This window comes from Lentibacillus juripiscarius, from assembly GCF_042685205.1.
GTDB classification, from domain to species: domain Bacteria; phylum Bacillota; class Bacilli; order Bacillales; family Amphibacillaceae; genus Lentibacillus; species Lentibacillus juripiscarius.
Genome location: NZ_JBHUNA010000020.1, coordinates 122395 through 143372, shown reverse-complemented (window position 1 = coordinate 143372; position 20978 = coordinate 122395). Strand labels below are relative to the sequence as shown.

Annotated in this window: 21 protein-coding genes, 2 pseudogenes and 1 riboswitch; of the genes and pseudogenes, 1 reads left to right on the top strand and 22 read right to left on the bottom strand. The window is 46.1% G+C overall.

The features are described 5' to 3' along the window. Nucleotides 1-507 precede the first annotated feature (507 nt). The 15 genes from ACFSUO_RS09590 to ACFSUO_RS09520 all read right to left on the bottom strand — a co-directional run bounded on the left by ACFSUO_RS09590 (nucleotide 508) and on the right by ACFSUO_RS09520 (nucleotide 13445). On the bottom strand, nucleotides 508-765 hold the full coding sequence (locus ACFSUO_RS09590; RefSeq protein WP_382393453.1) for a hypothetical protein: 258 nt from the start codon (nucleotides 763-765) through the stop codon (nucleotides 508-510). 158 nt (nucleotides 766-923) lie between these two features. After that, nucleotides 924-2795, bottom strand: coding sequence for an OPT family oligopeptide transporter (locus tag ACFSUO_RS09585; protein ID WP_382393451.1), 1872 nt, complete (start codon nucleotides 2793-2795; stop codon nucleotides 924-926). A 362-nt stretch (nucleotides 2796-3157) separates the two neighbouring features. After that, on the bottom strand, nucleotides 3158-4174 hold the full coding sequence (locus ACFSUO_RS09580; protein WP_382393449.1) for a hypothetical protein: 1017 nt from the start codon (nucleotides 4172-4174) through the stop codon (nucleotides 3158-3160). 207 nt (nucleotides 4175-4381) lie between these two features. Further along, complete coding sequence (locus ACFSUO_RS09575; protein ID WP_382393447.1) at nucleotides 4382-5164, bottom strand: carbon-nitrogen family hydrolase; 783 nt, start codon at nucleotides 5162-5164, stop codon at nucleotides 4382-4384. Nucleotides 5165-5399: 235 nt separating this feature from the next. Further along, on the bottom strand, nucleotides 5400-6176 hold the full coding sequence (locus ACFSUO_RS09570) for an ABC transporter permease (RefSeq protein WP_382393445.1): 777 nt from the start codon (nucleotides 6174-6176) through the stop codon (nucleotides 5400-5402). After that, on the bottom strand, nucleotides 6173-7126 hold the full coding sequence (locus ACFSUO_RS09565; protein ID WP_382393443.1) for an ABC transporter ATP-binding protein: 954 nt from the start codon (nucleotides 7124-7126) through the stop codon (nucleotides 6173-6175). The genes ACFSUO_RS09570 and ACFSUO_RS09565 overlap by 4 nt, the downstream gene beginning before the upstream one ends. A gap of 164 nt (nucleotides 7127-7290) precedes the next feature. Continuing rightward, nucleotides 7291-7539 carry a hypothetical protein gene (locus ACFSUO_RS09560; RefSeq protein WP_382393441.1) on the bottom strand — a complete coding sequence of 83 codons (249 nt, stop codon included), beginning with the start codon at nucleotides 7537-7539 and terminating at the stop codon, nucleotides 7291-7293. 81 nt (nucleotides 7540-7620) lie between these two features. Further along, a complete protein-coding gene (locus ACFSUO_RS09555; RefSeq protein WP_382393439.1) occupies nucleotides 7621-7971 on the bottom strand; it encodes a DUF779 domain-containing protein in 351 nt (116 codons plus the stop codon). Between the two features lie 80 nt (nucleotides 7972-8051). Then, complete coding sequence (gene exaC / locus ACFSUO_RS09550) at nucleotides 8052-9572, bottom strand: acetaldehyde dehydrogenase ExaC (protein WP_382393437.1); 1521 nt, start codon at nucleotides 9570-9572, stop codon at nucleotides 8052-8054. A 261-nt stretch (nucleotides 9573-9833) separates the two neighbouring features. Next, nucleotides 9834-10109: a cold-shock protein gene (locus ACFSUO_RS09545; protein WP_382393435.1), complete on the bottom strand. Its 276-nt coding sequence runs from the start codon at nucleotides 10107-10109 to the stop codon at nucleotides 9834-9836. An 84-nt stretch (nucleotides 10110-10193) separates the two neighbouring features. Continuing rightward, complete coding sequence (locus ACFSUO_RS09540; protein WP_382393579.1) at nucleotides 10194-10925, bottom strand: Cof-type HAD-IIB family hydrolase; 732 nt, start codon at nucleotides 10923-10925, stop codon at nucleotides 10194-10196. 1 nt (nucleotide 10926) lies between these two features. Continuing rightward, entirely contained in the window at nucleotides 10927-12111 is a 1185-nt protein-coding gene (locus ACFSUO_RS09535) for an MDR family MFS transporter (protein ID WP_382393433.1), read from the bottom strand. A 73-nt stretch (nucleotides 12112-12184) separates the two neighbouring features. Further along, the gene (locus ACFSUO_RS09530; RefSeq protein ID WP_382393431.1) at nucleotides 12185-12682 is read right to left on the bottom strand and encodes a DUF1648 domain-containing protein; all 498 of its coding nucleotides are present in this window, start codon (nucleotides 12680-12682) and stop codon (nucleotides 12185-12187) included. Nucleotides 12683-12693: 11 nt separating this feature from the next. Beyond that, the gene (locus ACFSUO_RS09525) at nucleotides 12694-13275 is read right to left on the bottom strand and encodes a pyroglutamyl-peptidase I (protein WP_382393429.1); all 582 of its coding nucleotides are present in this window, start codon (nucleotides 13273-13275) and stop codon (nucleotides 12694-12696) included. An 11-nt stretch (nucleotides 13276-13286) separates the two neighbouring features. Then, nucleotides 13287-13445 (bottom strand): hypothetical protein, encoded by a 159-nt coding sequence (locus ACFSUO_RS09520; RefSeq protein WP_382393427.1) that lies wholly within the window; start codon nucleotides 13443-13445, stop codon nucleotides 13287-13289. A 211-nt stretch (nucleotides 13446-13656) separates the two neighbouring features. Here ACFSUO_RS09520 and ACFSUO_RS09515 point away from each other — a divergent pair, with 211 nt between their 5' ends. Then, on the top strand, nucleotides 13657-15303 hold the full coding sequence (locus ACFSUO_RS09515) for an SLC13 family permease (RefSeq protein ID WP_382393577.1): 1647 nt from the start codon (nucleotides 13657-13659) through the stop codon (nucleotides 15301-15303). 49 nt (nucleotides 15304-15352) lie between these two features. Here the strand turns inward: ACFSUO_RS09515 and ACFSUO_RS09510 are convergent, their stop codons facing one another. From ACFSUO_RS09510 to ACFSUO_RS09485, 7 genes and pseudogenes are all read right to left on the bottom strand, one after another. After that, nucleotides 15353-16549, bottom strand: coding sequence for an MFS transporter (locus tag ACFSUO_RS09510; RefSeq protein WP_382393425.1), 1197 nt, complete (start codon nucleotides 16547-16549; stop codon nucleotides 15353-15355). Between the two features lie 118 nt (nucleotides 16550-16667). Further along, complete coding sequence (locus ACFSUO_RS09505; RefSeq protein WP_382393423.1) at nucleotides 16668-16850, bottom strand: hypothetical protein; 183 nt, start codon at nucleotides 16848-16850, stop codon at nucleotides 16668-16670. Next, nucleotides 16851-18065: a CynX/NimT family MFS transporter gene (locus ACFSUO_RS09500; RefSeq protein ID WP_382393421.1), complete on the bottom strand. Its 1215-nt coding sequence runs from the start codon at nucleotides 18063-18065 to the stop codon at nucleotides 16851-16853. A gap of 384 nt (nucleotides 18066-18449) precedes the next feature. Next, nucleotides 18450-19037: pseudogene (locus tag ACFSUO_RS16430) on the bottom strand (chemotaxis protein CheA); the annotation flags it as partial. 168 nt (nucleotides 19038-19205) lie between these two features. After that, nucleotides 19206-19463 (bottom strand): annotated as a pseudogene (locus ACFSUO_RS16425) (Hpt domain-containing protein); the annotation flags it as partial. A 123-nt stretch (nucleotides 19464-19586) separates the two neighbouring features. Further along, a riboswitch (cyclic di-GMP riboswitch) is annotated at nucleotides 19587-19684 on the bottom strand. A gap of 92 nt (nucleotides 19685-19776) precedes the next feature. Next, the gene (locus tag ACFSUO_RS09490) at nucleotides 19777-20217 is read right to left on the bottom strand and encodes a sigma factor (protein ID WP_382393417.1); all 441 of its coding nucleotides are present in this window, start codon (nucleotides 20215-20217) and stop codon (nucleotides 19777-19779) included. A gap of 465 nt (nucleotides 20218-20682) precedes the next feature. After that, nucleotides 20683-20832 carry a putative holin-like toxin gene (locus ACFSUO_RS09485; protein ID WP_382393575.1) on the bottom strand — a complete coding sequence of 50 codons (150 nt, stop codon included), beginning with the start codon at nucleotides 20830-20832 and terminating at the stop codon, nucleotides 20683-20685. Between the last annotated feature and the right edge of the window lie 146 nt (nucleotides 20833-20978).

Below are 20978 nucleotides of genomic sequence, written 5' to 3'. Positions count from 1 at the left end.
CTTCCCCAGTCATTCTCCCACCATCATACCAAATCCAGGTTTGATGATGTTGAACTTTTGGAAAAAACTTTAAATGCGTGTTCCAATAGGATTTAGTCGAAGGTCCTCCATCGAAGTATCATTTCTATCGGACTTTTTGAACAATCTCTTTAATGAAGGCTGTTTTCTAAAAGATCGTTGCTATTTGCAATATTTAAGGATGAAGCCCTACTTAACAATTTATATAAACTGCGACGTAACTGCTACGTTGATTTCCACTCCGGGCAGTCGCTTTCACCACAGGCATAAGTGCGACATCTGCTCAACCTCACGCTTTTCGCAGTGTCTTCTTTACCGCGGGCACGGCTTCAGCCTCCGTTGCGGAAAACCGCCGCTGAAAAGTCCGAAAGATGGCTTCTCAAGGCCAAAACCCATCCAAAAGCGGGCCGAAATGTCCGAGAGAAAGCTTCTCAAGGCAAATGAAAATCTGCTTCCACGGTGTTCCTCTTTGATGAGTCGCGGTGTTGTTTAGTGCGTTTTTTCGAGCACCAGCCGGTAACCCATGTCGATTACCTTCACCATTTTGAATAGTATCCATCCGCTCAATAATACTTGCACCACAGACAGTATAGACAAAAGCATTCCGACATCCGGCAGAACCGGCATGACCGCCAGTAAAGCTGCCTGCACGGCCGTAATCACAAACGCCCGGAGCATGAGTGTCAGTACACCTGTCAATAGCCCGACGATAAAAACAAGCGCATAATTCTGCATGAATAGTTCCATACATGCCATCTCCCTTTTTCTTCAGTATCCGGCAGCTGCACGAACAATTCCTTGATATAGGTCAAGTTTTACAAAAAACGGCTGTTCATCTTGCCTCCCATATAACTATAAGAGCCACCCCGCACAGCGAGATGGCTCTTTTTGGCATGAAGCCTATTTTATTTTGTCGCCTTCTTGTTAGCAGTCCGGTACAAGATCCAGGCTACTATAGCAATAGCTGCCAGCGATACAAATGGTCCGAATATCGTCTGTTCAGGGAATGTGACACCAGCCGTAACAGCCAATGCGACAATAACCCCCATCAATGCCTCCCCGGCAATATAACCGGACGCCAGCAGAATACCGCGCTCATTTTTCTCTTCCAGTTCTTGTTTATTTTTCGTGCGGCGGTTAATGATACCGCGGATAAGGCCACCGACCATAATCGGTGCTGTCGTATGAATCGGCAAGTACAGACCAACAGCAAATGGCAGTGAACCAATGCCGAACAATTCAACTGTTGCAGCAGCTGCCGCACCAATAAAGATCAAGTTCCAAGGCAAATCACCATTCATAATACCGTCCACAATCATGGACATCAGAACGGCTTGCGGTGCCGGAAGTTCAGCGGAACCAAATCCATAAGCATTATCCAACAAGATAAGAATAAAGCCAATAATGATACTTGTAACTAAAACACCATACAGCTGGGCGATTTGCTGCCATCTTGGTGTCGCACCAACGATATAACCGGTTTTCAAGTCCTGGGATGTATCCCCGGCAATCGCAGCCGCGATACAAACGACGGAACCGATAATAATCGCTGTCGTTGCCCCAGCTTGTCCAGTCTGACCAATGGCAGACAAAACAAGGGAAATAAAGATAAGTGCCCCGATCGTCATACCCGAAACAGGGTTGGACGAGCTTCCGACAATACCAACAATCCGTGATGATACAGTCACAAAGAAGAAACCAAAGATAAACAGCAGAATAGCACCGACAATGCCAACATTAATCGTTGGATAAAGTAAGAGAATTCCCATGAACAAAACGGTCAACACCACAATCAGCGGCATCGGAATATCTCTGTCTGTACGGAGATCATTGGTTTCCCCGGCCTGCGAGAAGCCTCGGATGGAACCGGCGAAGGATGATGCAATCGTTGGCAATGTCTTAATCAGTCCCATAATACCACCGAACGCAACCGCACCAGCACCGATATAACGCAGGTAATTATCCCAAATGTCGTGAAAGCCCATTTCCGAAATCGGCACTTCACCAGGATAGATTGGCGCTGTCGCAACATCACCGATAAAGCTGATCAGCGGAATGATACCAAGCCAGCCCAATACACCACCTGCAAACATAATCCCGGCAATGCGCGGACCAATAATGTAACCAACACCAAGCATGGCAGGCAATGTATCCATACCAATGGCCGCATTTTTAAACTTATAGATTTCCCATTCAACAGATGAAGGAAATGCTTTAACCGCATCTGTCAGCATTTTGAACAAAGCGCCGACACCGAGTCCGCCCAGCACCAGCTTTGCTCCTTTCCCGCCTTCTTCACCGGCATGAAGCACTTCCGCACAGGCAGTGCCTTCCGGATACGGGAGCGTCTCATGTTCATTGACAATCAGCGCGCGGCGGAGCGGAACCATCAATACAACACCTAATATACCGCCGGCTAGTGCAATGATCGCAATGGTCGTCAAACTCGGTTCGAGCTGCCAGATGAATAGCGCCGGCAGTGTAAAAATAACACCCGCAGCCAGCGATTCCCCTGTTGAGGTAATCGTCTGGACAATATTATTTTCCAAAATGGACGTCCGTTTCATAATGATACGGAGAACGGCCATCGAGATAACTGCTGCCGGAATCGATGCAGAAACAGTCATACCTACGATAAGACCCAAATAGGCGTTAGCTGCACCGAATACAATCGCCAGTATCGCACCGATAACCATCGCTACCCATGTAAATTCGGCAGGGTGTTTTGATGCCGGTACGTACGGCTTGAATTCTTCTTTATTATCCTGTTTTGACATGTTGAACACCTTCCTACGATTTATTAATGAAAATGAAGACTATTTCCGTCAAAAAGTTAAGACAATTAATAATAGAGTGATAAATTATCGAAAATAGAAATTCCTTACTATCCAGAAGATAGTAAGGAATGGCGCTTCATTTTTATAGTTGGCACAGGTAATCCAAACTATATTTTTTTCAATTTTAACATGAAATGTAATATCAAGAAAGAAGAAATTTCACATTGCTTTGGCAAATGGGATTTCTCTCCCTAGTCTAAGCGAACGGATTGCTTTTTATGCGGCCACAATACCACTTTGGATAGCAAGGAGTTTATAATATGAAACTGCTGCCAAACAGTCAGCGGCAAGGTTGCTCTTCTTCATATTTGCAAGGACTTCGCCACGTTTTTGACAGCAGCATTGGATACGTTTTTCATATAATCGTCTTCCCATTTGCGCCATTGTTCACCAGCTTCTTTTAGAAAACGCACGCCTTTCTTCATGCAGGATTTATACCGCTTATGCACATCATCAATCTCTGTTGCATAAGTTTCGTCAGTTCCAGGTGCAACAAAATTTTCATACATATCAATAACTTTCTCCCCGTCACGTTGTGGGAAAAATTCATGGGGATCCGTGCTGTCAAATATGCAAAAATCCAATTCACGGACAAGCACCATGTCAATACTGCCCGGGTCAAAACTGCAATAATACATCTCCACATCAAAACCATGATCCAGACAGGCATTAGCAATCTTCTTCATAAAAACAGATTTCCCCGTCCCGGCACGGCCTTTAATATAATAGACATCCTTTATGTTTTCGATTAAATGCGGCACCACATTCACGACCCCATCCGCCGTGTTCGTTCCAAAAAGCCTGTGAAACCTCCGCGGCTCCCGCTGTTTTTTGGGCACATCAGTTAGCAGCTCAGTGATAAAATCTTCCGCAAATTCATCCGCTCGCTCAAAATCCATCTGGTTAATGTAAATAGCTTCCAGGTCGTCATGTATCCGCAAACCTTCAGCAAACGAATCATACGCCTGCTGCATGAGTCCACTAACATCCGGCCGGGTCGTTCCCGGGGATGGGAAAAAGTTGTTGAGATCATGAACATCCGTGCTTGCAAGCTGCCTCGCGATCCTTTCATCGAGGAAGGCAATGGCCTTTTCACGGATAATGATGCCGTCGAGTACGTCGTTTCCGAGTGAGCTTTCCAGTACCTCAATATTATGATTGGCATAATGGTCCATTAACTTCTGAAGGACTGCAGTTTTTAGCCTAGCTGATGGATGGTGGAGTGCAACAACTTGATCTATTCCAATCAAGTTTGTATCAAGATGATTAACTTGCCCTTCAGCAGTGTTGCCGATAACGTAATAACGCAGATTGGACAAACGGAACACATCCTTTATAAATATAATGATATCGCCTAGATAGTATATGTGGCGAGCGGGTAAAAGTGTTAAAAAATCGGAGTATTATATTAGATATGCTCATTTTAATTTCTTTTTATCTAGTGATTTTAGAGTTTCTATACCAAAAAGTGGGTGGTGCCAAAACAGTCCGTTATCCGCCCCCCCAACTTTCACACCCTACAAAAATTAATACCAATCTTCTTGCCGATCTTGAAATATAGGTATTTCCCGTCTGATTTCATCCACCTTATCCAGGTCGATTTCAGCAAGAACGATTTTTTCGTCATGGCCCCCATCCGTAACAATTTCGCCCCAAGGATCAACCACCATCGACATACCACCGAATTCGTTATTAGGATCCGCTCCAACGCGGTTGCAAGCGACCACATAGCACTGGTTTTCAATTGCACGTGCCTGCAGCAAAGTGCGCCAGTGATCGATGCGCTGCTTCGGCCATTCCGCGGTGACATACATGACTTTTGCCCCATTCACGGCTGATTTGCGCATCCATTCCGGGAAGCGGATATCATAGCAGATGAAGCCTGCTGATGGGATTCCAGCCAGCTCAAAATCCGCGTGGTCCTCCCCTTTCGTCAAGTACACATGTTCATCCATCAGCTGAAACAGATGAAGCTTGCTGTACTTATGGACAAGCTTCCCATCCTGGTCTACTACGAGCATCGTATTTTTCATGCCATCAACCGTTTGTTCCGCTGCCGATCCGCCAACAATGGCAACGTTCCACTGTTTGGCCAGATCGCTCAAAAATTCAATCGTCGCTTTTGCATCTTTGTCAGCCAGCATTTCAAACCGCTCCAGATCATAGCCTGTATCCCACAGCTCGGGCAGGACGATTATTTCCGCTCCCGACTGCACAGCATCCATCACCCATTTGCCAACACGGGCGAAATTGACTTTCGGATCACCATACGTCACATCCATTTGAATCATTGCTATTTTTCTCTTCATATCATTACAAACCTCCCGAACAATACATTCCTCTTTACTATTATAATCGCATCCCAGCCAGAAAAAGTAACATTGGTCATGATGTTTTTTTAGATGACACCAAAACGGTCTCAGAAATGATTATACTATTGAAAGATATATTCAAAACATCTCCCGTATTTAGAACTTACCATACAGCAGCTCTTGAATGAAAAAAATCGTCATCCCTATATACCGGGACAACGATTTTTCAAACTTAGTAATGGCCAAGCAGTCCTTTTTTCATAGCGTATTTTTCACAAGCAATATAAATGAAAATGCCGATGACACCATAAACGACAGTATTTCCAATCAGCCAGGCGTAGTCACCGGTACTGAAGTCGGCCAGTGCATAGTCATGAATCATGATATGCCTTGTCATATCAACCCCTTTCACGATGGGTGCTGCCACCATATATGGCGCTGCTGACAGTGGAACAAAGGTAAGCCCGGCAATAATAAACTGCAGAATCTGCAAGAATGCCTGAATCTGTTTAAAAATAATCGCCATGCCCGCGATAATAAAGCTTGCACCAATCAGGCTTCCAATTGTCAAAAGTAAAATTGGCAATATCGCGCCGGGTTTCACATGCAGCCATTCCCCCGCAGTCGCCATCGACACATACAACAGGACAATGACAATCAGGAAATGGATAAAAATCATCCCGCCCAGCCTGGCCAGTAAAATTTTCCATGGGCTGACCGGTGACATGAACAGTTGTTCCAATGTGCCGCGCATCGCTTCTTCTGAGATGGTTCCTCCGATGGACTGGATAGCCATCATGGCAAAATACCAGAAAATATAGTTGACGATGATGAATTGCGTATTCATTCCGGCCTCTGCCGGATTTCCGACAACCTGAATCCCATACATCATGCCAAGAAAGATAATGTAGAACGTCAAGAGCAGACTGATTGTGTTGGCAGTGTACCGTTTCAATTCAATATATTCCTTTAACGTGTTCATTCGCAGCACATTCCAAAACGTAGTCATGATGCAGCCCCCTCTTGAACAAGTCTCCGGAACACCTGTTCAAAATTTATTTCAGTCGGGTTGATTGTTTCGATTGGCGTTTCGTTTTGTTTTAGAATGTCCATTAGTTTGTAAATATCCCGCTCCTGATCCAAGTTCACTTCCAACGTGAGTCCGTCCCAATGATGAATTGGGAATTGCCGCTCCAGCAACTCCTGCTGCTTGTCAGTCAGCATTTTTTTTAGCGCAATCTGATAGGCGCTCGTTTTAAACAGACTCAGCAAACTGTCGACACGCTCATCGGTAATCACACTGCCCTGATTAATAATGACCGTCCGCTCACACAAGTCTTGGACGACCGCCATGTCATGAGTACTGATGATAATCGTTTTTCCTTGCTCACAGGCTATTTGTTTAAGCAGATCCCTCACCTCATAACTCGTTTCCACATCCAGACCAAGTGTTGGCTCATCAAGCAGCACAACATCCGTATCTGCGAGCATGGCGACGGCTATTGCCAGTTTCTGCTGCATCCCGCGGGACAAATTGTTCACTAATTCATATTTTTTGTCACCGAGGCGGAACGTGGCAATCAGTTCGTCCATTTTTGCCCGGATTTCTCGTTTGGAAACCCCACGGTTGCCGGCAAAATAAGCTAGATTTTCCTGGACGCTCAGTCGCCAGTACAGATTCCGGTTCCCTTCCAGCACGGCACTGATATGCCGAAGTGCCTTGTTCCGCTCCCGCACACTGTCACAACCATTGATTGTAACGGAACCCTGATCCGGAACGAGCAGTCCGCAGATCGTTTTGATTGTCGTTGTTTTTCCGGCACCATTCGGGCCGAGCAGCCCAATAATCTCGCCCTCCCCCACTTCGAATGACACATCACAAACAGCAGTAAATACCTCTTTTGATTTTCGCTTTTTGTACACTTTATGTATACCATTTACTTTAATAATACTTTCCATTTAAGGCTGAGTCCCCTTCCAATGAGTTGTTACCTTTATTATACAGATTTTTCAAAATCATGCATCATTATGCTAGTATTTTTTACATTCATCTTCAGGACGGAGGGATGTTTATACCGGGGGACTTCGGTATTGTGTTTATTGTGCCCGGGCGGATATTTGGTTTAAATGGGACATTCGTCGCTGTCTTGTTGATTTGGTGCCAACCGGTTGATATCCGTTGAAAACAGGATGATACTTGGCATCGTCCGGTTGATATTTCCTGCTGTCCGGTTGATACTTTCCCGGAACCGGTTGATTTCTCTTCCGCAGGGTTGATTTTTAGTCCCGGACGGTTGATTTATGCCGCAGACCAGTTGATACTGGACCCAGAGGCAGGCCGGAAACCCGCCTCTGCAAGCATGGTTTCGCACAAAGCTTGAGCCGGGACAATGAACCTGTCCCCACGCCCCACAAAAATTACCATGCGGCCTTTTTAGCCGCATGGTATTTTATTAAAGTTGTGCTCGCTCTTCTTCAGTGAAGACGCGTGATCTGGTCAGGAATCGTTTACCTTCGGGGCCTTCGAGTGAGAACATGCCGCCGCGCCCGTTTACGGCATCGATGATGAGCTGAGTGTGTTTCCAATATTCATACTGGTCTTTTGAAATGTAGAAAGGTGTTTCCCCGATTTCACCGAGCAGTACATCTGATTCACCGACGCGAAACTCCCCTCGTGGATAGCACATCGGCGAGCTCCCGTCACAGCAGCCGCCCGACTGATGAAACATGAGTGGGCCATGTGTTTCCATCAGTGTATCTATCAGCCTTAGTGCTTCATCGGTAGCTGTCACACGTTCGACCATTCGTCACACCCTTTCTAAATAGTTTTCCTTTATAATCCAGTCCGACCAACACTTGGGATGCTAAAATTTTATATAGCGTGTTAGAACAAACCTGCTGGAGCTTCACTGTAGCTGATCAGCAAGTTTTTCGTCTGTTGGTAATGATCGAGCATCATCAAGTGGTTTTCCCGGCCGATTCCGGATTTTTTATACCCGCCGAATGCAGCATGGGCCGGATACTGATGATAGCAATTGGTCCAGACGCGTCCTGCTTCAATGCCGCGCCCGAAACGATAGGCGGTATTGATATTCCGTGTCCATACACCGGCGCCGAGTCCATACAACGTATCATTCGCGATCGACATGGCTTCTTCCTCGTCCTTAAATGTTGTCACGGCAAGAACCGGTCCGAAAATTTCTTCCTGGAAAATGCGCATGCTGTTATTTCCTTTGAAAATGGTCGGCTCAATATAATAGCCATCCTTCATATCCCCATCCATTTCGTTCACGTTCCCACCGGTAAGGACTTCCGCACCTTCCTGTTTACCGATATCCAGGTAGGATTTTATTTTTTCCATTTGTTCTTCTGAAGCCTGTGCGCCCATCATCGTCTCTGTATCAAGCGGGTGACCAATCTTAATCTCGTTGACCCGTTTGATGGCGCGTTCCATAAATTCATCATAAATCGATTCGTGAACGAGCGCCCTTGATGGACAAGTACACACTTCACCCTGGTTCAGCGCAAACATGACGAGTCCTTCAACTGCTTTATCAAGAAATCCATCGTCTTTATCCATGACATCCGGGAAGAAGATGTTTGGTGACTTACCGCCCAGTTCCAGCGTCACCGGGATAATATTTTCGGAAGCATACTGCATGATCAGCCGTCCTGTTGTCGTTTCACCAGTGAAGGCAATTTTAGAAATCCGATCATTCGATGCCAGTGGTTTCCCTGCCTCAACGCCAAATCCATTCACCACGTTGACAACACCTGCCGGCAGCAAGTCTTTGATTAAGTCAAGAAGCACATGAATCGAGGCTGGTGTCTGTTCCGCCGGTTTCAGCACGACACAGTTTCCAGCAGCCAGCGCCGGTGCCAATTTCCAGGTGGCCATCAGAATTGGAAAGTTCCACGGGATGATTTGACCAACAACACCGAGCGGCTCCTGAAAATGGTAGGCAACCGTGTCATCGTCAATCTGACTGATACCGCCTTCTTGCGCCCGGATTGCCCCGGCAAAATAGCGGAAATGGTCAGCAGCAAGCGGCATATCAGCAGCGAGCCCTTCACGGACAGCTTTCCCGTTGTCCCACGTTTCCGCAACCGCTAAGCTTTCGAGATTGTCTTCAATTCTGTCAGCAATTTTATTCAGGATGTTCGCCCGTTCTGCCGGAGATGTTTTGGACCATGTTTGCCAGGCAGCATGCCCAGCTTCAACTGCAGCCTCCACATCTTCTTTCGTCGACCTGGCCATCTCGCAAAAAACTTGCCCTGTTACCGGACTCACATTGTCAAAATACTTGCCGTTTGCAGGTGGCTGGTATTCCCCTCCAATATAATTATCATACCGCTTGGCAAAATGAACGACTGCACCTTCCGTGTTCGGATTTGCGTACCTCATTGTACCCTTCCTCCTCTTATTATTGTAATCGCTTACAAAGGTGCTGGAACATCTAGATGAAACCTCTATATCAGATTATACAATTTTATTTTAAATTATTCCAATTATTTGACTTAGGAAGCGCTTAAAGACTGACCTGCTAATAATTTAGCCGAACCAAAAAGGCACTGGTTTTCCAGCGCCTATACATTAGAAAAAGATGCCTCTGACCGACATCCCGATTTAAAATGTATTCTTTTTTGATTCATTGCTGCTTTTGTTCTAGCTGTTGTCCAGTTCGGGCAGGACCCGCACTTCTTTATTCATTGGAGATTGACAAAGCGGGCATTCAGGTACTTCATTGAAGCTGTATGATTCCCGCATCCAGCCGGCACAGTCCTCGTTTGTGCAGGCCCACACATTTGTATCCACTTCCTGAACCGTTTTCTTCGGTTTCCGAGAAAATGACATAACAGCATCCCCTTTCATGATATTATTACCATTATACTCCTTTATCGGAAAATAGTAAAATTTCGTCTCCCCCATAAGGTCATCCATAGTTTGCTTTCTGACGTTAGAACAATAAAGGGATGCTGCTTGTTTTAGCGCATGATCAGGTAGAAGAACTTTTTGAACCACCTTTTACAGGACAAATTTTTCAATAGCTTTCCCGACACCATCCTGTTCGTTCGTCTCAGTTACATAGTCGGCAGCCTGCTTGATGGCATCCTGTGCATTGCCCATCGCCACACCGACTCCTGCTGCCTGAATCATTTTTATGTCATTAAGGCTGTCACCTGCCGCGAGTACTTGTTGCATCGTGATGCCAAGTTCCTCGCAAACCCGTTCAAGTGCACTCGCTTTGCTGACACCTTTAGGGTTAATTTCAATGTTGGTCGGCAGCGAATTGGTCAGTTCCAGATCATCATAATAGGATAGTTCTTTAACAATCTCATCTAATTTTTCCGTATCATGGGAATCACAGCCGAGTTTCAGCCATTCATGGTCTGAAAAGTTATCCGGCCGCCGGTTACCGTACCATATATTATCAGTCGACACCAGCCATGTGTTGACGTCCAGTCCCCTGCATAAATCCCACATCATGTTTACCCGGTCTGGAGCAAGTAGATGACGCTCTATCAGTTTTTTATCAACGGTCCAGATTTCACCGCCATTACAAGTTACCAGATAAGAGTCAAGTTTGAGTGACTCAGCGTAAGGATAACAGGATTCTAGCCACCTGCCCGTACTGAGCACAACATACACACCCTTGTCAAGTGCTTGCGCAATCAGCTCCCGATTAACATCTGAAATTGTTCCTTCCATATTTAACAGCGTTCCATCCATATCCAGTGCAATCAGTTTTATATTCATTTTATTCCAATGCCTCACTTTCTTTTACTCCCCGGTCATAAATCCGTGTCGTTATATACGGAATCAGCAGTAAGACCAGCAGCACAAAAAACATCGCTTCTATATTATACATATCAACAATCAAACCGCCAAGGAACGGTCCTACCATGCGTCCGGCTGAACCGACACTGTTGACGAATCCCTGGTAAAATCCTTCCCGGCCTTTTGGTGCCAGGTCATTTGCCAAAGTCGGGATTGCCGGCCATACCAGCATTTCCCCAAGCGTCAGAATCACCATCGCCACAGCGAAAAAGGTAAAGGCTTCTGCAAACATAGCAACGACATAGGAGACTAGAAATATCGTCGTCCCCACATAGATTTGCATTTTTTCCGATGTAATTACCTTGGTTATCCATTTGATGAACGGCTGGCCGACAACAATGAGAAAACCATTTAATGCCCACAGCAGACTGTATTGATCAAGCGGAATTCCAATATCCTGGGTATAAGAAGCAATGGTCGACTGCCACTGACTATAGGCAATCCACGAAATCAGCAGCCCGCTGCACAAAATAAGCAATGCAATAAAGGCAGGTTTATCCTCAATTTTGTCACTCTGCTCAATCACGGACGTATGTACACGGTTATTCCGCTCCGTATCCATGCTCCGGAACGTAATCAGCGTGAATAGGAAAAACATGCCAAATAGCGTTGCGTTGGCAATGAACACGTAATCAAAAGACAAACTTGCCACATACCCGGCAATCGAAGCACCAAGCGCAACCCCAAGATTCCTCGCGACGTAAATTGCATTAAATGCACGCCGCCCCCCGTCCGGCCAGACCGATCCAGCCATCGCAAACATAACTGGCCACGTCATACCAGCGCTGAAGCCGATAATGACGAGCAATATCGAATACGGAACAATACTGTGAAAAACAGACAGCGTAACGGCTGAAGCAAACGCAGTCCCTGTACCGATCAGAACCGTCTTATACGCGCTAAATCTATCAAACAGAAAGCCGCCGACAAGGTTACCGACGATAGCGGCTCCCTGGTTCAGCGCCAAAACGAACCCGGCAAACGCTAGCGTCCTGCCGAGTTCGTTGTGCATATATATAGTGTTTAACGGCCACAGAAAAGACGCACCCGTTACATTAATCGTTGTTCCAATCACTAACAGCCAAATATATTTCGGCAATTCCATCAACCCGCTTTTTAGAATATCATCAGCTAATTGTAATATATTTCGACAGTCTAAGCAATTGTTATTGATCGGGTTATTGGCGCCGGCGCATCGGTTTGATGAAAAGTGCAATTGTACCAAGCGGGACGATGAAAGCAATGATAATCAGCCATACTCCAAAACCTGCGTTTCCTTGTGCCGTTTGAATCGTTTGCCAGGTTGCATACGAAAACATCAAAACTACTTGAAAATTAATGATGGCCATCATCGTTCGTGCAAGCGGATAAATTCGCCGTGCATTCTCTTCGGTTATTTTTACCGGCAAATTAAACAAATGCGGTACTTTATTTAAAAAATACAACGAAATGAATAGAACGAACGAAATGCCAGGCAAAAGAAAAATCGTAGCTTTATTGCCCCAATTATCCGCCTCACCCTGGGCATTAAAATGAATTGGTATCGTCTCCGGCAGGCTGGCATAGGAGCGAATCACATACAGTACCGTCACAGCAATCACAACAAGCGAGGCAGCGTTGCATACCTTCTCCCATTTGCTTGCAGGAACGTAGACCTTTGGCTGTGTCAGATTCATAGCAGCCCTCCTTACAGACACTGGATGCTAATTTTTACCGCCTGCAGCAAATCCGCGTGAGACCAGCTTGGCATCTTTTTCGCAACGGCAAGTTTGTGCGATGCAGGCATATGGATGAACCCAGCCGGCCCGTCGAAATGGTGGAGCCCATAGTACATCACATGATTACAAAGGTATGTTCCGGCCGTATTGGATATGCTGGCTGGAAACCCGGCTTCCTGCAGGCTTTCGGCCATCGCTTTGATCGGCAGACGGGAAAAATAACCAACCGGACCGTCCTCGAAAATCTTTTCCCCATCCGGCTTATGGCCATGATTATCTTCAGGCCCATCATTACAGTTGATCGCAATCCGCTCCGGCGTAATACAGTTTCTGCCCGCTGCCAGTCCTAATGAAACAATGGCATCTGGCTGGTGTTTTTTGATTAAATCTACTAATTGAGTTCCCGTCTTTTGAAAATCAACCGTTAAAATTTCGCCGGTGATTTCAAAATCGCCGATGACGTTTTGGTGAAGTTCGTTTGTTATGTCCGTTGTTGGATTGACCGGGAATTCCAGGAAAGGTTCAAATCCTGTCAGCAATAATTTTTTCATTTTCGTTCACCTCATTTTGGTAAAATGATTCCAATTTGTGCAAGTATGTTTCCAGCTTCTCTCAAATGTCTGCAAAATTGTCCTATGGTCCTGTTCAGCGATGGTGAAACATCTCCAGGAAACGTCACCTTCACCCTAGTTTCACCAATCGGCTGCATATTAACATTCATCCCAGACGCCCCCTAAACGTGAAATCTATTGTTATTAAAATAATAGCATATTTTCCCCCTTAAGTAATGACAGCAATAGTTGCAATCGTATTCAAAAACTAGTTGCCCAAGCTAGCATTTATCTTTATAATAAAAAAGATGGAATGATAGCGATTGCACTTTTTTTAATACGACTATTTTTCAATTTTGAATGACAAAGGAGGAATTTTACATGGTAACTGCTGCATGGGACTGGTTATGGGAAAAGCATAATCAGGCAAAAGAACTGTTGCAATTTTTTGCACGGCCGAACGATGCCAAGCTGGGATCGGAAAGTACACATCCGGACTCGGCATCGGGCAATGGCGGAGGCGGCAATAACCGTTCCTATAAACCCGCACAATTAATCGGACTATTTTTAGGTCCTATTTTATTTATATTGACGATTGTCTTTTTCCACCCGGAAGGACTGGGAAGTGATGGACAGGCTATTCTTGCCAGCACCCTCTGGATTGCCGTCTGGTGGATGACGGAGGCTGTACCGATTCCGGTGACATCCTTACTTCCGATTATTCTCTTTCCGCTCACTGGCGGACTGGACGTAGACGCAACAACATCATCGTATGGAGACGATACCATCTTCCTGTTTATGGGTGGTTTTATGATTGCGCTGGCCATGGAGAAATGGAATCTGCACCGCCGGATTGCATTAAACATCATCACGATGATTGGAACCAATACAGAGCGCATTATCCTTGGATTTATGGTTGCAACTGGATTCCTGTCCATGTGGATTTCCAACACAGCAACCGCCATGATGATGGTGCCAATCGGGCTTGCCATTATCTATCAAGTGTCCGAGCAGCTGAAAGACGATGACTCCATCGATACGTCAGCTGAAAACTTCGGATTCGGAAAAGCCTTGATGCTGGCAATTGCCTATTCCGCATCCATCGGCGGAATTGCGACATTGATCGGAACACCGCCAAACACTGCACTCGCCGGTGCAATTGATAAATTATATGGCATAGAGTTGTCCTTTGCCAAATGGATGCTGTTCGGGGTGCCCATCGCTTGGATTTTCATTTTTATTGTTTGGTTTTATCTGGTCAAAGTTGCTTATCCGTTAAAATTCAGTGAACTGCCTGGAGGTAAGGAAGTTATCCATGAGGAAAAGGACAAACTCGGCCGGGCTTCATACGAGGAAAAAATTGTCATGACCGTTTTTGGTCTGGCCGCCCTGGCCTGGATCAGTCGCTCATTCGTTTTGGCGGAAATCAATGAAAATATTAATGACGCCATCATCGCTATGACGGCAGCGATCATTTTGTTTATCATTCCATCCAAAAACAACAAAGGTGATCATTTGCTGGACTGGAATACAGCTGTCAAACTGCCATGGGGAATCCTGCTTCTGTTCGGTGGCGGACTTGCGATTGCCAGTGGATTCAGCCAATCAGGGTTGTCCGAATGGATTGGCAATCAACTGACCGTCCTCGATGATATCAATCTGTTTGTTATCTTGCTCGTTGTTGCTGGTATGGTTATTTTCCTTACCGAAATTACGTCCAACACAGCAACCGCAAACATGATGTATCCGATTATGGCTTCCCTGGCGATTGCACTTGGCATTCATCCTTATGCTGCCATGATTACAGCTGGTGTCGCAGCATCGTGCGCATTCATGCTCCCGGTCGCAACACCACCGAATGCTGTCGTGTTCGGCTCCGGATATTTGCGGATCCCGGATATGGCCAAAGCCGGATTTGCCTTGAATCTTCTCGGGATTCTCTTAGTCGGCCTTGCCGTCTATTTCTGGCTCCCAATCGCATGGGGCATCGATCTGGGTGAAATTCCGGATATGCTTAAAAACAATTAAAAAAAGAAAGCCTCTATCGATCTGTCCCCTTCATATGAGGGAGGCGGCATCAAGAGGCTTTCCTTTTTTTATGCTGCATCATTCGAATAAACAGAACATATATAACAGGAATACAGGCAATAACTGCAACCAGCCCGAGCCAGCCGATATGATTCCATAACGGGCTCAGTGCCGAACTGCCAAGCGACACACCAATATAATAGGATACGAGATAAAGACTGGAAGCACTGCCTTTATGATGGCTCACTTCCTCCCCGACCGATGAAGCCGTCAAGGAATGCGCCGTAAAAAAGCCAAGGCATGTCACACAAAGCCCAGTCGCAATCATCCATAACGCCGGCCCAAGCGTCAACAGCATCCCGACAGCCATAACAAACACCCCGGCAAGCCGGACAGCACGCAAGCCGAAATGACCGGCCAGCCAGCCTGCTGCAGGTGAACCGACCACTCCAAGGCCATATGCCAGAAACATGTACGAGATCGTTTCCAGGGACAGCGAAAATGGCGGCGCCTCCAAATAGAACGGCAAGTACGTCCACATACCAGTGAACGACAGCTGCAGCACAACCCCAAGACCGAAAATCAAAAGCAGTACCGGATTTTTCAAATGATACGCAAAAGCTTTCAGGTCATGAGAGAATGTATCCCTGCTTGGTTCGAAAAAACGGGACTTCGGCAGCATGAACACAACAGCCGCCAGAATAAGAATACCAAGCACCGCCAAAGCATAAAAAGCCATTTGCCAGGAAAAATGATCGGTTATGTATCCTGTCATCACTCGGCCGACCATTCCCCCGAGCGCATTGCTCGAAATATACAGCGCTGTCGCCACATGCACACGCTTTTTGTCTATCTCTTCGCTCAAATAAGCAAGTGCGGCAGCGGGTAGCCCCGCCAGCGCAACCCCCTGCACAAACCGTAACGCCAGCAGCACCATAAATGAATCGTACAGCGGCATGATTAAAAAAGGAACCGCCGAGCCGGCCAATGATAGTTTAATAAAAATGGTCCGGCCATTGCGGTCCGACAAAAAGCCAAGTACCACCAGTCCAATGATCAGACCCGCAATCGTCAATGACAATGTAAGCCCCGAAGCAGACACCGCCACATCGAATTCCTTTACAAAAACCGGAAAAAGTGGCTGTACCGCATACATCCCAGCAAATACAAAAAACGATGCCAGAGCCAGGCTAATCGTAATCCGCCAAAAATGAATATTCGTAACCCCTTGTTCCTGCTGTCGCATGTATTTCACATCCAATGATAATCAGTTCCTATCTATTCCGGCACCGGCCGTCTTTTTCCTCGGGATGATGCTTTTGTGTCCCGGTTCCCAGAGGGTTTTCTCACGTTCGGGTTGATATTTAGTAGCGACCGGTTGATTCCTGCCCTGAATCGGTTGATTCTTCTCGCCAACCGGTCGATTCCTGCCCTGAACCGGTTGATTCCTGCCCTGAACCGGTTGATTCTTCTCGCCAACCGGTCGATTCCTGCCCTGAACCGGTTGATTCTTCCGGCATTCCCCGCACCAGAACTAACATTCCCATTTACTCAGTTGCCGTATCTGCTTCTAACACATACTGGTCACGACCGGCTCCCATTCCAAAGGCCATCACCATTATCGCCACACAAATTAGCGTAATCAGCGGCACGGTCCACGCATGGGTCATATCATACAGAAAACCAATGAACATCGGTCCGACGGCTGCCAATGTATATCCGAGCGACTGTGCCATCCCAGACAGCTCTGCCGCATGCCGAGAATTGCGTGCGCGCATTCCCAAAAAAGCAAGCGCCAGTGCAAAAGTTCCGCTTAGTGTAATCCCGATCAGAATGGTGCTTATGACCATCACCACAAAGGAGTCACCGATCTGCAAACCGCTGTAACCGCCAAGCGCACACAGCCCCAATGCCAGAACAATGCTGCGCTGTGATTTTAGCTTGCTGGCAACAACCGGCACAGCAAAACTGGCCGGAAGCCCGATAAACTGGGCGAACGACAGCATCCAGCCGGCGGTTCCCATGCTCAATCCATTGTCATGCAAAATTTCCGGCAGCCATGAAATCGTGACATAAAATATGAACGACTGCAGCCCCATGTAACAGGCAACCTGCCAAGCGAGTGGGGACGACCACATTCGGTTGTCGCGCACACTCGCATATTTCATATCAGCATCTTCATCTTCTTTAGCTTTTCTTGACAAATAGATCCAGACGATTATTCCCAGAACAGCCGGTGCCACCCAAACAAAAAGTGCCAGCTGCCAGCCCGTACCAAGTCCCTCTGCAAACGGTATGCTCAATCCGGAAGCGGCAGCGGCAAACGTGCCCATCGCCGTCGTATATACACTCGTCATCAGACCGACTTTTTGCGGGAATTTTTCCTTAATCACACCGGGCAAGAGAACATTAAGAATGGCAATTCCCATTCCAATGAACAGTGTCCCAGCAAAAAGGAGGAGCATAACCGATATGGACCGTATGCTGATTCCAAACAAAAGCAGGATAAGCCCTGCAATTATCGTTCGTTCATTGGTAAAACGATTGCCGAGTCTAGGAGCAACCGGTGACATAAATGCAAAAGCAATCAGCGGAAGACTTGTCAGCATCCCCGCACTCCAGTTAGATAAACCGACATCATCACGGATAATGCCAATCACCGGACCAACCGATGTAATTGCCGGACGCAGATTAAACGCCACAAGCACAATTCCTGCAACAAGCAGGAAACGATATAGCTGTTTTGGATGATTATGTGTCATTTTTCAAATTCCCTTCTGCAAAACTCAGCGGACTGCAGCAAGGCCAGCACAACATATGTAAAGTGCCGCGAAACTGCAACCCACAATTTAAGGCGCTTTATTTTATTGAAATCCCGATAAAATTCCCTTCCTACTATAGCATAACGACCGTGATTCAAAAAGATAAGTGGCTAAGTTAATGGTTAGTCTTTCGGGTTGAGATATGCCGCTGACAGAATGATATCTGCTGTAAACCTGGTTGATGTGCCACGCTACTCCAGTGGATATTTTTCCCTATCCACTCCACTGCAAAAGTCTTTCACAAAGTAGAACCAGGTGCAAGGAAATTTTCCCCATACCTGGTTTCATACTGAACATAGAAAGGAGGCATCGTTACTATCAGGAAGTCAGTGGCAACTGAATGGAAAACTTGCTCCCTGTACCTTGTTCAGATTCTACTGCTATATTCCCGTCAAGTTCTTCAACTTTCATACGTACAGCATCCAGACCAACACCCCGGCCTGAGATATCGGACACATTTTCCGAAGTACTGAACCCGGAAGAAAAAATAAACCGATAAACATCCTCTTCTTCAACATGCGCCGCACGATCCGCGGAAAGCAACCCATTTTCAATTGCCTTTTTCGCGACTTCTTCCCGGCTCATGCCAGCTCCATCATCCTCTATTTCAAAGAACACATGAGTACCGCTATTATATGCTCTTAGTGTCAGGTTGCCCTTTTCCGGCTTTCCTTTTGCCTTTCGCTCTTCCGGTGACTCGATTCCGTGGTCAACGGAATTTCGAATTAGGTGGACAAGCAGATCACCGATTTCAAACGCTACCGTCCGATCCAGTTCAGCTTCTCCCCCGATAATGTCAAAATCTATTTTCTTGTTCAGATCCTCGGCAAGCCCCCGCACCATCTGTGGGAACCGGTTGAAGACCAGTTCCACTGGCGCCTTTCGCATCGTCCGGGCTACACGCTGCATATCCAGCTGATTATCATCCAGCGCCAATTCTGTTGCGGTGGCCATTCCCCTTTCATATTGCTTCCCTAACAGCGGACTTTTTTCCTTCCCGAGCTCATCCATCCGTTCAGCGGGACCACTGCCATCCTCCCCGCTGTTGATGGCACCAACTAATTTCTCCATGTCCTCTAGTGTCTCCATAAGCGTGTTAATAACTTGTTCCGTCACAGGTAGCTCCCTCTTCCGGATTTTGTCGAGGACATTTTCCATTTTATGTATCAAAGAAGCGATGTCATGGAATTTCATCATCGCCGCCATCCCCTTCAACGTGTGTGCCGAGCGAAAGATTTCATCTAAAACGGCAAAATCGAAGGGATGTTTTTCCAGCTCTAGCAAATTGTCGCTGATTGACAGTAAAAGTTCATTCGTTTCATCAAGAAATAACACCATGTATTCATCTGTATTCATTTGAAGCCTCCTATCCTCTGTCAGGGCTTTGCCTCTCCCTCCCAAACCACTTCAAAATAAAAAGGCTATTCAAAAGGACATGAATAGCCAAAAATGGATGCAAATAATGGCAGCCAGGCGATCGTGGTGCTGGTCAGATTCCATGCACGTTAGACCCTCGGCTTTGCGTCCTGTCCTTTCGAAGCAGTTTGCCTTTATCTTTTTTATAAAATGTCTTCGTAAAAACTCCTTTCTTTATTATAATCGGACTTCCTGACACAAAGCAACAGCAACCAGCCAAAAGTTACCGTACGATTTAACCTGCTTCCTGGCCATGGTCATTCATAAGGGAATCTTTAAGCAAAACATGGCCATACAGCCACTTCCATTGATTGACCGTGAACTTCATCCTAGTATCACTCAGGGGATCATGATTTTTCCGTTCCCTCATATTCAGGGAGTCCGCAGCCACACCGTTTTCCAGCATCTGAAGTAAATGTCGGTCGATTAACCATGGAACTCGACGCTTTTGCAGATGAATCTGGATTCGACTTTTTATACATTCCCCTGCATAGGTGGAAAAATCGCCCTTCCCTGCATCAAATGTCCTATGAGCCTCCCATAATCCAAAAAGTCCCTCTTGAAAGCAGCACCCACCCCAGTCAGAAAGTCCCGGTTCATGCACAAAAAAATAAATCTGTTCCCCGTGTTGTGCCACAGCAGCACAAAATGAATGTTCCAAGCCTCTATTATTCATCCCCAAACCAACCTTCTCTCCGAATATATTTTATTTTCTCACTTCTATTATACACAAAGGTCAAGTGCTGAGGTTTCGTGGCCAGTTTTGTCGAATGTATTGCTTCCATTCATTTTCCATGTTAAAAACTGTCGAATGATGAATATGTTTGTCGTGTTTTAGTGCGGAAACAGGCTGGCTTTTACTTATTTTTCCTTTCGCCTATAAATATGTATTTTTTGTGAATGTTTTCATAAAAAGTCGGACCGATCCGCTACTAAGGTATTGCTTTTTCTCACGAGACATGCTACTGCTTTTCAAAATGCTTTTCCTTTTCCTTTAAGGGGCTCTCTAGGTATAATGTAGGAAGTAAGGTGCATATAGTAATAAGACCACAGCCTTCACTGTGGTCTATGGATAAGCGGTTCTCGAGAAGAATTGGCTATCCGGAAATAGACCTCTTGCTACTGTCATGTGCGGGGAGGTCTATTTTTTATTGATGAGCTCCACGATGAGTGTCACCAAGCAAATTAGCAGGGTACCGAAGCTCGTCAGTACCATCAGCACTTCAAATATTCCCAAAGGCCTCACCTCCTTCACCGGAAGGAATGGCCCTCTCCCTTTTTGCGAGAACATTATCCATTCACTAGTATAGCACATTTTCTGCCACTAATGCGAACAAATGTTTGTTTTACATGGCCTTGACTATTTATTGCTAACCCTATTCCGTAATAGAAGATTTCCGGGTATAAGATGACACCTTTGCCGATGGAATTCGAAAA

Coding starts and splice junctions, on each gene's coding strand:
- exaC (WP_382393437.1), bottom strand. CDS start 9,572: ATGAGGTACGCAAATCCGAACACGGAAGGTGCAGTCGTTCATTTTGCC.
- ACFSUO_RS09570 (WP_382393445.1), bottom strand. CDS start 6,176: ATGACTACGTTTTGGAATGTGCTGCGAATGAACACGTTAAAGGAATAT.
- ACFSUO_RS09565 (WP_382393443.1), bottom strand. CDS start 7,126: ATGGAAAGTATTATTAAAGTAAATGGTATACATAAAGTGTACAAAAAG.
- ACFSUO_RS09535 (WP_382393433.1), bottom strand. CDS start 12,111: ATGGAATTGCCGAAATATATTTGGCTGTTAGTGATTGGAACAACGATT.
- ACFSUO_RS09590 (WP_382393453.1), bottom strand. CDS start 765: ATGGAACTATTCATGCAGAATTATGCGCTTGTTTTTATCGTCGGGCTA.
- ACFSUO_RS09540 (WP_382393579.1), bottom strand. CDS start 10,925: ATGAATATAAAACTGATTGCACTGGATATGGATGGAACGCTGTTAAAT.
- ACFSUO_RS09485 (WP_382393575.1), bottom strand. CDS start 20,832: ATGTTCTCGCAAAAAGGGAGAGGGCCATTCCTTCCGGTGAAGGAGGTG.
- ACFSUO_RS09555 (WP_382393439.1), bottom strand. CDS start 7,971: ATGGTCGAACGTGTGACAGCTACCGATGAAGCACTAAGGCTGATAGAT.
- ACFSUO_RS09545 (WP_382393435.1), bottom strand. CDS start 10,109: ATGGATGACCTTATGGGGGAGACGAAATTTTACTATTTTCCGATAAAG.
- ACFSUO_RS09510 (WP_382393425.1), bottom strand. CDS start 16,549: ATGCGACAGCAGGAACAAGGGGTTACGAATATTCATTTTTGGCGGATT.
- ACFSUO_RS09520 (WP_382393427.1), bottom strand. CDS start 13,445: ATGAATGTTAATATGCAGCCGATTGGTGAAACTAGGGTGAAGGTGACG.
- ACFSUO_RS09530 (WP_382393431.1), bottom strand. CDS start 12,682: ATGAATCTGACACAGCCAAAGGTCTACGTTCCTGCAAGCAAATGGGAG.
- ACFSUO_RS09575 (WP_382393447.1), bottom strand. CDS start 5,164: ATGAAGAGAAAAATAGCAATGATTCAAATGGATGTGACGTATGGTGAT.
- ACFSUO_RS09515 (WP_382393577.1), top strand. CDS start 13,657: ATGGTAACTGCTGCATGGGACTGGTTATGGGAAAAGCATAATCAGGCA.
- ACFSUO_RS09525 (WP_382393429.1), bottom strand. CDS start 13,275: ATGAAAAAATTATTGCTGACAGGATTTGAACCTTTCCTGGAATTCCCG.
- ACFSUO_RS09500 (WP_382393421.1), bottom strand. CDS start 18,065: ATGACACATAATCATCCAAAACAGCTATATCGTTTCCTGCTTGTTGCA.
- ACFSUO_RS09490 (WP_382393417.1), bottom strand. CDS start 20,217: ATGAATAATAGAGGCTTGGAACATTCATTTTGTGCTGCTGTGGCACAA.
- ACFSUO_RS09585 (WP_382393451.1), bottom strand. CDS start 2,795: ATGTCAAAACAGGATAATAAAGAAGAATTCAAGCCGTACGTACCGGCA.
- ACFSUO_RS09505 (WP_382393423.1), bottom strand. CDS start 16,850: ATGGGAATGTTAGTTCTGGTGCGGGGAATGCCGGAAGAATCAACCGGT.